9 protein-coding genes are annotated in these 12,531 nt (G+C 58.9%); 7 read left to right on the top strand and 2 right to left on the bottom strand.

What is annotated here, in order from left to right:
* From AWU82_RS19150 to AWU82_RS19170, 5 genes are all read left to right on the top strand, one after another.
* Entirely contained in the window at positions 1–654 is a 654-nt protein-coding gene (locus AWU82_RS19150; RefSeq protein WP_064382567.1) for an ABC transporter permease, read from the top strand.
* Complete coding sequence (locus AWU82_RS19155; protein WP_039769215.1) at positions 651–1,805, top strand: osmoprotectant ABC transporter ATP-binding protein OsmV; 1,155 nt, start codon at positions 651–653, stop codon at positions 1,803–1,805. The genes AWU82_RS19150 and AWU82_RS19155 overlap by 4 nt, the downstream gene beginning before the upstream one ends.
* Before the next feature lie 591 nt (positions 1,806–2,396).
* A complete protein-coding gene (locus tag AWU82_RS19160) occupies positions 2,397–3,560 on the top strand; it encodes a type III PLP-dependent enzyme (RefSeq protein WP_039769212.1) in 1,164 nt (387 codons plus the stop codon).
* A 166-nt stretch (positions 3,561–3,726) separates the two neighbouring features.
* A complete protein-coding gene (locus AWU82_RS19165) occupies positions 3,727–4,791 on the top strand; it encodes an alpha-xenorhabdolysin family binary toxin subunit A (protein WP_064382568.1) in 1,065 nt (354 codons plus the stop codon).
* 30 nt (positions 4,792–4,821) lie between these two features.
* Positions 4,822–5,823, top strand: coding sequence for an alpha-xenorhabdolysin family binary toxin subunit B (locus AWU82_RS19170; protein WP_064382569.1), 1,002 nt, complete (start codon positions 4,822–4,824; stop codon positions 5,821–5,823).
* Between the two features lie 17 nt (positions 5,824–5,840).
* Here the strand turns inward: AWU82_RS19170 and AWU82_RS19175 are convergent, their stop codons facing one another.
* Both AWU82_RS19175 and AWU82_RS19180 read right to left on the bottom strand, forming a co-directional pair.
* Positions 5,841–6,620, bottom strand: coding sequence for a tetratricopeptide repeat protein (locus AWU82_RS19175; RefSeq protein ID WP_223290643.1), 780 nt, complete (start codon positions 6,618–6,620; stop codon positions 5,841–5,843).
* Complete coding sequence (locus tag AWU82_RS19180; protein ID WP_064382570.1) at positions 6,621–7,301, bottom strand: Fe2+-dependent dioxygenase; 681 nt, start codon at positions 7,299–7,301, stop codon at positions 6,621–6,623. It lies immediately after the preceding gene.
* 207 nt (positions 7,302–7,508) lie between these two features.
* On the opposite strand from AWU82_RS19180, the gene AWU82_RS19185 reads away from it, so the two are divergent.
* Positions 7,509–9,830, top strand: coding sequence for a TonB-dependent receptor (locus AWU82_RS19185; protein WP_064382571.1), 2,322 nt, complete (start codon positions 7,509–7,511; stop codon positions 9,828–9,830).
* 132 nt (positions 9,831–9,962) lie between these two features.
* Positions 9,963–12,491 carry a PepSY domain-containing protein gene (locus AWU82_RS19190; protein ID WP_064382572.1) on the top strand — a complete coding sequence of 843 codons (2,529 nt, stop codon included), beginning with the start codon at positions 9,963–9,965 and terminating at the stop codon, positions 12,489–12,491.
* Positions 12,492–12,531 lie beyond the last annotated feature (40 nt).

Below are 12,531 nucleotides of genomic sequence, written 5' to 3' on the forward strand. Positions count from 1 at the left end.
ATGGAATTTTTGAACGCCTTTTCCCACCTCGACTGGCAGCAGGTGATGCACCTGACCTGGCAGCACATCACGCTGGTCGGCATCGCCGTCAGCCTGGCGATTTTCATCGGCGTGCCGTTGGGCATTTTGATGACGCGCTTCCCGAGCCTCGCCGGCCCCTTGCAGGCCAGCGCCACGGTATTGCTCACCGTGCCGTCGATTGCGTTGTTCGGCCTGCTGCTGCCGTTCTACTCGAAATTCGGCCAGGGCCTCGGCCCGATGCCGGCGATCACCGCCGTGTTCCTTTATTCACTGCTGCCGATCATGCGCAACACCTACCTCGCCTTGACCGGCGTCGAGCCGGGCATCCGCGAAGCCGCACGCGGCATCGGCATGACCTTCGGCCAGCGCCTGCGCATGGTCGAGTTGCCGATCGCCGTGCCGGTGATCCTCGCCGGCGTGCGCACCGCGGTGGTGATGAACATCGGCGTGATGACCATTGCCGCAACCATCGGCGCCGGCGGTCTCGGCGTGCTGATCCTCGCCTCCATCAGCCGCAGCGACATGTCGATGCTCATCGTCGGCGCGCTGCTGGTCAGTCTTCTGGCGATCTTCGCCGACCTCATTTTGCAGTGGCTGCAACGTTCGCTGACTCCAAAAGGACTCCTCAAATGATCGAACTTCAAAACCTCAGCAAGACCTTCCAAAGCAACGGCAAAGATGTGAAAGCCGTGGACTCGGTAAGCCTGACCGTCAATGAAGGCGAAATCTGTGTGTTCCTCGGGCCATCGGGCTGCGGCAAAAGCACCACGCTGAAAATGATCAACCGCCTGATCAAGCCGACCTCGGGCAAGATCCTGATCAATGGCGAAGACACCACCGACCTCGACGAAGTGACCCTGCGCCGCAACATCGGCTACGTGATCCAGCAGATCGGTCTGTTCCCGAACATGACCATCGAAGAGAACATCGTGGTGGTGCCGAAACTGCTCGGCTGGGACAAACAGAAATGCCACGACCGCGCCCGCGAACTGATGAGCATGATCAAGCTTGAGCCCAAGCAATATCTGCATCGTTACCCGCGTGAACTGTCCGGCGGTCAGCAGCAACGGATCGGCGTGATCCGTGCGCTGGCGGCGGATGCACCGCTGTTGCTGATGGACGAACCGTTCGGCGCGGTCGACCCGATCAACCGCGAGATGATCCAGAACGAATTCTTCGAGATGCAGCGCGCGCTGAACAAGACCGTGATCATGGTCAGCCACGACATCGACGAAGCGATCAAGCTCGGCGACAAGATCGCGATTTTCCGCGCCGGCAAACTGTTGCAGATCGACCATCCGGACACCCTGCTCGCCCATCCGGCGGACGACTTTGTCAGCAACTTCGTTGGCCAGGACAGCACCCTCAAACGCCTGCTGCTGGTGAAAGCCGAAGACGCAGCAGACAACGCGCCGTCAGTCAGCCCGGAAACCCCGGTGGCCGATGCGCTGGAGTTGATGGACGAACATGACCGTCGCTATGTCGTCGTCACTGACGCTGAGAACAAGGCACTGGGTTATGTGCGCCGTCGTGACCTGCATCGTCAGACCGGCACCTGTGCGCAGTTCCTGCGCGAGTTCAACGCCACGGCGGCATACGACGAGCATTTGCGCATCCTGCTGTCGCGCATGTACGAGTTCAATCGCTCATGGCTGCCGGTGATGGATGCCGAGCGGGTATTTCTTGGCGAAGTTACCCAGGAGTCGATTGCGGCCTACCTGAGTTCGGGTCGATCACGCGGCATGAAGACCAATATCGTGTCGCCAGCCGAGGCCGTGGCCTGATCAAAAGCAAAAGGGCTGTTCGACAGCCCTTTTTTTCAAGTACCGGAACCTGAAAGCCGGATTTTTTTGCCAACGAAGAGCCGGCAAGAAATATCAACACGTGAGAAGGCTGACCCCGTCCGCGAATGTCAGCCTTAACCAGCAACTTCCCCCTCATCTCCCCTTCTCGCCGCCAACGTCGCCGATGTTGAAGTGAACGCACTTATCGGAGACTTGGCACACATCAGCGTCGAACGTGCAGGTATTTTTAACACCTGAAAATTATTGCGGAACATCTGGCCGTCATCTCGGTCGGGTACAAAGAGTGATATCCGCGACGTACGTCAGAAGCGTGCAAAAACGCGACATTTTTAGTTGATCTCAGGCCCCTCACGCCCTAAAGTTCGCGCCGAACGTCCATGCTGGAAACGATCCATCCGGCTCAAGTACTGACGACGAGACAGCAAGGCCAAGGGAAAGAAAGACTACATTTCCCATGGCCTTTTTGCTTTCGGCGACATGCCTTGGGAAGTAGGCGAACCAAAGTGGGGATACGGAGGACGTTCATTTGCACCCATTGATTAACGACGTTTGCCACTAGGAGTCCCAAGTATGTCGATCCAGGTCGAAGACTATTTCGCGCGCGAAACCTTTCAGAAAATGAAGGCATTCGCCGACAAACAGGAAACCCCGTTCGTGGTGATCGACACCGCGATGATCGCCCAGGCCTACGATGACCTGCGCGCCGGTTTCGAATTCGCCAAGGTCTACTACGCGGTCAAGGCCAACCCGGCCGTCGAGATCATCGACCTGCTCAAGGAGAAAGGCTCGAGCTTCGACATCGCCTCGATCTATGAGCTGGACAAAGTGCTGAGCCGTGGCGTCAGCCCGGACCAGATCAGCTACGGCAACACCATCAAGAAGTCCAAGGACATTCGCTACTTCTACGAGAAGGGCGTGCGTCTGTTCGCCACCGACTCGGAAGCCGACCTGCGCAACATCGCCAAGGCTGCACCGGGCGCCAAAGTCTATGTGCGCATCCTGACTGAAGGCTCGACCACGGCCGACTGGCCGCTGTCGCGCAAATTCGGCTGCCAGACCGACATGGCCATGGATCTGCTGATCCTCGCCCGCGACCTGGGCCTGGTGCCGTACGGCATCTCGTTCCACGTCGGTTCGCAACAGCGCGACATCAGCGTCTGGGACGCCGCGATCGCCAAGGTCAAAGTGATCTTCGAACGCCTGAAGGAAGAAGACGGCATCCACCTCAAGCTGATCAACATGGGCGGTGGCTTCCCGGCCAACTACATCACCCGCACCAACAGCCTGGAAACCTACGCCGAAGAAATCATTCGCTTCCTGAAGGAAGACTTCGGTGATGACCTGCCGGAAATCATTCTGGAGCCGGGCCGTTCGCTGATCGCCAACGCCGGTATCCTGGTCAGTGAAGTGGTGCTGGTCGCGCGCAAGTCCCGTACCGCCGTCGAGCGTTGGGTTTATACCGATGTGGGCAAGTTCTCCGGCCTGATCGAAACCATGGACGAAGCGATCAAGTTCCCGATCTGGACCGAGAAGAAAGGCGAGATGGAAGAAGTCGTGATCGCCGGTCCGACCTGCGACAGCGCCGACATCATGTACGAAAACTACAAGTACGGCCTGCCGCTGAACCTGGCGATCGGTGATCGCCTGTACTGGCTGTCGACCGGTGCGTACACCACCAGCTACAGCGCCGTAGAATTCAATGGCTTTCCGCCGCTGAAGTCGTTTTACGTGTAACACGCACAGCGCATAAAAAAACCGTGCCCAGGCACGGTTTTTTTATGCAGCAAGTTCAAAATAACAACAAATAATAAACAACAACAGGTCACACTAAACCCATACCCGCCAGCCAAGAAACAGGCTTACGCTAAGAACTCGAACAACACTTTAAAAGGAACTAAAAGTGCAACCGAGTTCAAACCCGTTCGTCACCACAGACGACATCAGAAAAATCAAAAACTACATATCCGCTGCCAGGACGCTGCCGCGCAGTATCGAAGCTGTGGAAGCGCAACTAAACACCAAGTCCACCGGCATTGCCGGTCTTGAGGTGCTTGACGTTGTCGAACTCAATCACCTGATCATCAATAACGCCAACGCCTGGAACGACATCGAATACTCGATGAAACGCGTGGCTGGAAGTCTGTCGACGTTTTCAGAAGATCTGGAGAGTTTCGGTCAGGATATTATCGACGCCATCGTGAGCATGCCGGGCTACATAAACTACCTGGGCACCATCGACTCGCTGTCCGAGGAAGAGATCGCCAGTCTCCCGCCATTGGAGATCGGCAAGACCGAGAAGAACCGTTTCGGCTCGATTCAAGAATCGCTGGCGTTCATTGCAAGGTCGATCGGAGAGAAAAAACTCAGCAGCCAGGACGTCAGCGAACGCCTGAAATACTTCAAGAGCGACCTTAGCGACAAGGTTGCCATCGGTATTGGTGAAAAACTGCGTCTGGCCAGTGATGCGCAAATCAACCGACAGCTCACCGAGCTGAATGCCGCCATTGATCAAGCCCAAAAAAGCATTGATGAAAAGACCAGGGAAACCGAGCCGAACTTTTTCGAACATATCCTTGGCTTTATCGTTGGTTACAGAGGCGGTTCATCGACCTGGTACCAGCACCTCGAACTTCAGCAGAAAATCCACTTGCGCCCTCTGATTGATCAACGAGATTTATTGATCGAGCAGGTCAAGCAAAAGAACATCCTCGCGGGCTCGCTCATGGAGTTCCAGGCGGGATTGAACAGCATGTCGATTTATGTAGAGGGTGCCATCCAAAGCACCTCGCAACTTGAAACACTGTGGATCTCCATTACGGACTACATCAACGCCTCGCAAAACAAATTAATGGGGATCAACGAATTCCTGACCCTGAGAAGTTTCGTCTCGAGTTTGAAAGTTGTTCTTAAGAACTGGAAGACCGTTCAAACCAACTCGAAACAACTTATCAAAGCATTCGACTGACTCGATCATTTCAATCAAGAAGAAATCATCATGACAAAAATTTCCTATGTCGTTCCCGACCTTGGCCGCATTCAAGAAAGCCGTGAGGCTATTCGTTTTCAGGCAATCATTGGCTCCGCCAATCTGTATATCAAAGCCTTGAGCGATGAACTGGTTCGTTTGAATGCAGCCATCAGCGAACTGGATCTTGTCGCTGCCAACACCATCGCATCGGCAATGACAGCGCTGGACACAGATGATCTGAACGAAAACCTGCAGGCACTGGCCATCCTCAATCAACGTGAGTCGAACAGTCAGGCTGAGCATGCACGCAAGCTCTATTCGCAAATCGTCGAGCAACTGATCACACTGTGCACCGTACAAATGACAACGCTGCATTCGTCGCTGCACGACAGCGTCTTCACTGTTGAGAGCATTGCCATCAGTAACAACCGTTTCAGGCTCGAAGAGCTGGCGAACGCCAGAGTCAACCTGGATCGGGAATACCAAACCGAGACAGTCCCGCTGGCTGAATTGAAAGCCGACGAGGCGGTGCTGAATCTTGCGATTGCCGAGTTTGAAAAGCTGACATTCATCGACCGGATCAAACCCTTGCTCGAGCAACTGGCGGCAATGATCGGCAACAGGCCCAAGTCGCCTGAAGCTGCAGCACTCGAAGCCGGGCTGATCGTCGCCAACAAGTTTCTGGACGAGGCCAACGAGCTGATCAAATACAAGGATCTGATCGAAGCACGACGAATCATCCAGACGCGCCTCGTGCAACGGGAAGAACGCCTGGCCTCCCTGGAGAAACAATTGCGCGACAACGACGACAAGACTCGCCAGTTGAACGACACCCAGAAAGTCGTGCCACACCAACAAGCCTACGTCAGAGAGACACGCAAATTATCGGATGCCTTCTCCGCGTTTCTTGACGCCCTCACGGCTACGCTCCATGAAGACATTCTGCTGCGTGGCGAACGAGTGCTCGAACACAGCCAGGCCCTGCGCAGTTACCTGACTCCCCTTAAAAGCCGCTGGTTGCGCGGCTGATCGATCACTCCAGCCCTTCATGGTCGATGAAGGGCTGGAGACTCGGTCTCGAGTGCACAGAGGCGTTGACGATAAGCTCCCGCCATGGCGCGGATCTTTGCGTGCGGGGAAGCGAGCAGCGCCTCGCTGGCAACCCTCAAGAAATTTATATTGCCGTGAACCAGCGCTTTATCAAGCCAGTGCAAGGCATCGGTGATTCGCCCAGCTTCGGCCAGAATCGCTGCATGGCTGAACTGACCACGAAAATCCCCGCCCTCGGCTGAACGCCGATACCAGTCGTGAGCCGCTACCAGGTCTTGGCGGCACACCTGCCCCTCCTCCAGATAACGCCCCAACAGGTTCATCGACTTGGCGTGGCCAGCCTCGGCAGCGCGCCGATACAAGTCCAGCGCCTGAAGATGATCTGCCGCCACTCCTCGCCCGGTGGCCAGCAGGTTGGCGAAGTTGTACATCGCCCAATCCAGGCCGGCTCGAGCGGCGATTCGATAGTGCCCTGCCGCAGCCGAGGCATCCGCGGCGCAGCCCCAGCCATGTTCATGACAACGACCGAGCATGTTGCGCGCCATCAGATGACCTTGCCCTGCGGCAATTTCAAACCAGCGCAAGGCCAGCGGCTGATCCTGAGCAATCCCGTGACCATCGAGCAGGATCTGCCCGAGCAGCGCCTGCGCTTCCAGCACCCCCTCACCCGCCGCGATCAGAATCGCCTGAGCCGCGCGGGCCGGACTTTCTTCGAGCATGGCCGTGAGGCGTTCGCCGTCGAGGACTTCTTCGCGACGTAACCGAAAGTCCGCCACTTACACCTCGACCCAGCGACGCAGCAGGTTGTGGTAAGTGCCGGTGAGGCGGATCAGCGAAGGGTGATCGGGCATGTCTTGCGTGAGCTGCTGGATCGCACCGTCCATTTCGAACAGCAAGGCGCGCTGGCTGTCCTCGCGCACCAGGCTTTGAGTCCAGAAGAACGAGGCATAGCGCGCACCGCGAGTGACCGCGTTGACCTTGTGCAGGCTGGTGCCGGGGTACAGCACCATGTCGCCGGCGGGCAGTTTCACCCGTTGGGTGCCGAAAGTGTCCTGGATTTCCAGCTCGCCGCCGTCGTAGTCCTCGGGCTCGCTGAAAAACAGCGTGGCAGACAGGTCGGTGCGTACGCGCTCGATGCTGCCCTTGGGCTGGCGCACTGCGTTGTCGATGTGGAAATCGAAACTGCCGCCCGCCGTGTAGCAATTGAGTAGCGGCGGAAATACTTTGTGCGGCAAAGCGGCGGACATGAACAGCGGATTTTTCCACAGCCGTTCAAGCATCGCCGCGCCAATCTCTTTGGCCAGTGGATGGCCTTCCGGCAACTGCAGATTGTGCTTGGCCTTGGCCGATTGATAGCCGGCGGTGATCTTTCCATCAGCCCAGTCGGCCTGTTCCAGCGCCTGGCGAATACGCTGCACTTCGTCTTTCTCGAACAGCGCGGGGATGTGCAGGAGCATGGCGACGTCACCAGATGGCAAAAGGATGCCAATGGTATTGATTCTTATTGACTGTGTAAAACCCGCTAGACGAATGAACTGGTAAAAACCGTAAGGTTAAATTGTAAAGAATGTAAATTTGTCGCGAATAGTAATGTTTCGCAATTGATACGAATACCTGTTTACCCTATATTCCGCCGCCTCAAATCCTTGGGGAGGGGAATAAAAATGGCACGTCAACTCGCACAATTACCGGTCAGTTCACCGCGTCTGCTCGCTTCCGCCATCGGCGTGGCAATTACCGCCGGCTCCGCAGGCCACATGGTGTTCGCCGCCGAAAAAACCGACAGCAAAGCCACCGGCAATGCCATCGCCCTGGACGCCACCGCCATCACCGGCGAAGCCCAGGACTCGACGTCCTACCAGGTCGAGAAAGCCTCCTCGCCCAAGTACACCGCGCCACTGGTTGATACCCCGCGCTCGGTCACCGTTATCCCCCAACAAGTCCTGAAGGACACCGGCGCCCTGAACATGCAGGACGCGCTGCGCACCGTGCCGGGCATCACCTTCGGTGCCGGTGAAGGCGGCAACCCGCAGGGCGACCGGCCGTTCATTCGTGGTTTCGACGCCCAGGGCGACACTTACCTCGACGGCGTGCGCGACACCGGCTCCCAGAGCCGCGAAATCTTCGCCGTGGAAAACATCGAAGTCAGCAAGGGCCCGAACTCCGCCATCGGCGGTCGCGGCGCGGCGGGCGGCAGCATCAACCTGGTGAGCAAGAAAGCGCACCTGGGCAACTCGTTCGACGGTGGCTTCACCTGGGGCTCCGACCAGACCCAGCGCTACACCATGGATGGCAACTACCAGTTCAGCGACACCGCTGCCGGCCGTCTGAACCTGATGAGCCACGAGAGCAACGTCGCCGGGCGCGACAAGGTCGACTACGACCGCTGGGGCATCGCGCCGTCCCTGGCCTTCGGCCTGGGCACCGACACCCGCGTCAACCTCGATTACTACCATCTCGAAAGCAACGACACGCCGGATTCGGGCATTCCTTACACCATTCCGGCCGGTGGCTCGGCGGCGCGCACCAAGTCCAACCCGGACAAGCCGTACGCCGGCGGCGATCACAGCAATTTCTACGGTCTGGACCGCGACTTCCGCAAGGGCCGCACCGACACCGCGACCTTCGCCATCGAGCATGACCTGAGCGACTCGCTGACGATCAAGAACACCCTGCGTCATGGCACCAGCATGCAGGATTACATCCTGACCCAGCCGGACGACAGCAAGGGCAACGTCAACAACGGCAGCGTCTGGCGTCGTGCGAACACTCGTGTGAGCAACACCGAGACCACCACCAACCAGACCGATCTGTTCGGCAACTTCTACGTCGCCGGTTTCAAGAACAGCTTCTCCACCGGTGTCGAATACACCCGCGAGGAAAGCAGCAAATCCTCGTACAACGTCAACACCGACACCACGCCGCGCACCTCGGCCGTGACCACCAACTGCAACCCGGGCCTGATCGGCGCCGCCAGCGGCTACAACTGCACCTCGCTGTCGAACCCGAACCCGAACGATCCGTGGAACGGCGCGATCTCGCGCAACTACGCCGGCACCGACACCCAGTCCGATACCTACGCGCTGTATGCGTTCGACACCCTGGAGTTGTCCGAGCAATGGCTGGTGAACATGGGCCTGCGTTACGACCACTTCGAAACCGGCTACAAGACCTACACCGCCGCCGGCAACACCACCTCCAAAGGTTCTGACACCAGCGAGTTCGTCACCGGTCAGTTCGGCATCGTCTACAAGCCGGCAGAGAACGGCAGCATCTACGCGTCCTACGCCACCTCGGCCACTCCGCCAGGCAACACCCTGGGTGAAGGTCAGGAAGGCAACCCGCTGGGCGGCACGCCGGATCGCAACGGCAACCTGCTCAAGAGCGACATGGAGCCGGAAACCACCAAGAACTACGAAATCGGCACCAAGTGGGATCTGCTGAACGATCGCCTGTCGCTGACCGCCGACATCTTCCGCACCGAGAAAGAAAACGCGCGTGTCCAGGTCGATACCACCTCTTACGAGAACGCCGGCAAGACCCGTGTTCAAGGTATCGAGTTGTCCGCCAGCGGTAAGATCACCGACAAGTGGCAAGTGTTCGCCGGTTACGCCTACATGGACAGCGAACAGGTGGACGGTGGTGACCTGCCAGCCAACAAGGCCAACAACGGCAACGAGCTGCCTAACACACCGAAAAACAGCGCCAGCCTGTGGACCACTTACCAGGTCACGCCGAAGCTGACCATCGGTGGCGGTGCGTTCTACGTGGATGACGTGTTCGGCAGCGTGGCCAACACCACCATGGTCGATTCCTACGTTCGCTACGACGCGATGGCGGCGTACAAGCTGAGCAAGAACGTCGACCTGCAACTGAACGTGCAGAACCTGACCAACGAAACCTACTACGACAAGGCCTTCTCGACTCACTTCGCCAACCAGGCGGCGGGCCGTACGGCATTGCTGAGCACCAACTTCCACTTCTGATCGTAGAGGGAAGTACCTAGCCCCGTTCATTCATTTGAGCGGGGCTTTTGTGCGTAATAAAGAACGTTTCTCGATAGGCCACGGCATAATGCACGCCGTGAACACAACCTCCGAACGGACAAGGCAAGCAACGTGTTGAAGAAAACCCTGTTCCAGTTGCACTGGTTTTTTGGCATCACTGCCGGGCTGGTGCTGGCCCTGATGGGCATCACCGGCGCTGCCTATTCGTTTCAGGACGAAATTCTCAAAGCCCTCAACCCCTCCGTGTTGCAGGTCGAGAAACAGGTCGCCGGCGTCCTGCCGCCCGCCGATCTGGTGGCACAGATCGAAGCGGCCTCGGGCAAGAAAGTCTCGATGCTTTCGGTGGAGACCGAAAGCGGCAGCGCCGGACGCGTCTGGTTCACCCCGCCCAAAGGCGAGCGCCGGGGCGAGATGCGCTACTTCGATCCCTACACCGCCGAGTTCAAGGGCGAGGCCACCGGCCAGGACTTCTTCGGCCTGATGCTGCAACTGCACCGGTTCCTCGCCATGGGCGATACCGGTCGCAACATCACCGGCGCCTGCACCCTGATGCTGCTGTTCTTCTGCCTGTCCGGCCTGTACCTGCGCTGGCCGCGCCAGTGGAACAGCTGGCGCGTGTGGCTGACCCTCGACTGGAAGAAAAAGGGTCGCAGCTTCAATTGGGATCTGCACTCGGTGTTCGGCACCTGGTGCATGCTGGTTTACCTGCTGCTGGCACTGACCGGACTGTCCTGGTCCTACGAGTGGTACAACAAAGGCCTGACCAAATTGCTTTCCGACGCGCCGCAAAACGAGCGCGTGCGCGGCGGTCGTGGCCCGGCCCCCGAAGGTCCGACGCCGACTGCCGATTACGCCGCGATGTGGCTCAGCATCTACAGCACCGCCGGCCCGGGCCTCGCTTCCTACAACATCCGCATGCCGCCGGTGGCCGGCCAACCGGCGACCGTGTTCTACCTGCTCGACAGCTCGCCCCATGACCGCGCGCTGAACCAGATCACCCTCGACCCGGCCACCGGCGTGGTCAAACGCGTCGACCGCTACGCCGACAAAAGCTTCAAGGCGCAATTGCTGACCAGCATTTACGCGCTGCACGTCGGCAGCTATTTCGGTCTGGTCGGGCGGATCATCGTCACCGTCGCGGCCGTCTTGATGCCGCTGTTCTTCATCACCGGCTGGTTGCTTTATCTGGATCGCCGACGCAAGAAAAAGCAGATCAAGGATGCCCGCAAAGGCCTCGACCAACCGGCCGGCGATACGCCAGAGTGGCTGATCGGTTTCGCCAGCCAGAGCGGTTTTGCCGAGCAACTGGCGTGGCAGACTGCGGGTCAATTGCAGGCCGCCGGATTGCCGGTGAAGGTACAGCCGCTGGCGAATGTCAGCGAGCAGGATCTGCGCGAATCGAACAACGCGCTGTTCGTGGTCAGTACCTTCGGCGACGGCGAAGCACCGGACAGCGCTCGCGGTTTCGAGCGCAAGGTATTGAGCAACGCCTCGACCCTCGACAGCCTCAACTACGCTGTACTCGGCCTTGGCGATCGGCAGTATCAACACTTCTGCGGTTTCGCCCGACGCCTGCATCAATGGCTGGGCGAACACGGCGGCAAGACCCTGTTCGCCCCGGTCGAAGTCGACAGCGGCGATCCTTACGCCCTGCGTCACTGGCAGACCCAACTCGGCCTGCTCACCGGGCAAGCACCGGTCGACACCTGGCAGGCGCCGAGCTATGAAAACTGGACGCTGGTGCGCCGCGAACTGATGAACCCGGACAGCGCCGGCGCCCCGGTTTTCCTGCTCGGCCTGACCGCGCCGACTTCTCGCAGCTGGCTGGCCGGTGACCTGGTGGAAGTGCTGCCGCGCAACTGCCCGTGGGCCATCGAGCATTTCCTCGACGGCCTCGGCATCCGTGGCGAAACCAGCGTCAAGGTCAACGGCCTGCAAGAGCCGCTGGAAGTGGCCCTCGCCAGCCGCCAGTTGCCCGAGCACCGCGCCCATCTGGTGGGCTTGCACGCTCAGGCGCTGGTCGATGCGATGGTGCCGCTGGCGATGCGCGAATACTCGATCGCCTCGATTGCCGCCGACGGCGTGCTGGAACTGATCGTGCGTCAGGAACAGCATGCCGACGGCAGCCTCGGCATCGGCTCCGGCTGGCTGACCGAGCATGCTCCGGTCGGCGGCAGCATCAGCCTGCGGGTCCGTCGTAACAGCGGTTTCCATCTGCCGAACGCTCCGGTGCCGATGATCCTGCTGGGCAACGGCACCGGCCTTGCCGGACTGCGCAGCTTGCTCAAGGCACGGATCGCCGACAATCAACAGCGCCACTGGCTGCTGTTTGGCGAGCGCAATCGCGAGCACGATTTCCTCTGTCGCGCGGAGCTGGAAGAGTGGTTGATCAATGGCGATCTGGAACGACTGGATCTGGCGTTCTCGCGGGATCAGGTCGAAAAGATTTACGTGCAGGATCGCCTGCGCGAATCGGCCGCCGACTTGAAGAAATGGCTGGCGGACGGTGCGGTGATCTACATCTGCGGCAGCCTTCAAGGCATGGCGTCGGGGGTGGATCAGGTGCTCAATGAAGTGCTGGGCGCCGCTGAAGTCGAACGCTTGATCGAGCAGGGTCGCTATCGCCGCGACGTTTACTGACCACACATGACAAATGTGGGAGCGAGCTTGCTCGCGATGA

Origin of the sequence: Pseudomonas glycinae, assembly GCF_001594225.2 — a bacterium.
Classification (GTDB): domain Bacteria; phylum Pseudomonadota; class Gammaproteobacteria; order Pseudomonadales; family Pseudomonadaceae; genus Aquipseudomonas; species Aquipseudomonas glycinae.

Bases quoted from the DNA above. Each gene is read 5' to 3' on its own strand.
- AWU82_RS19160 (WP_039769212.1), top strand. From the start codon at position 2,397: ATGTCGATCCAGGTCGAAGACTATTTCGCGCGCGAAACCTTTCAGAAA.
- AWU82_RS19155 (WP_039769215.1), top strand. From the start codon at position 651: ATGATCGAACTTCAAAACCTCAGCAAGACCTTCCAAAGCAACGGCAAA.
- AWU82_RS19150 (WP_064382567.1), top strand. From the start codon at position 1: ATGGAATTTTTGAACGCCTTTTCCCACCTCGACTGGCAGCAGGTGATG.
- AWU82_RS19185 (WP_064382571.1), top strand. From the start codon at position 7,509: ATGGCACGTCAACTCGCACAATTACCGGTCAGTTCACCGCGTCTGCTC.
- AWU82_RS19170 (WP_064382569.1), top strand. From the start codon at position 4,822: ATGACAAAAATTTCCTATGTCGTTCCCGACCTTGGCCGCATTCAAGAA.
- AWU82_RS19180 (WP_064382570.1), bottom strand. From the start codon at position 7,301: ATGCTCCTGCACATCCCCGCGCTGTTCGAGAAAGACGAAGTGCAGCGT.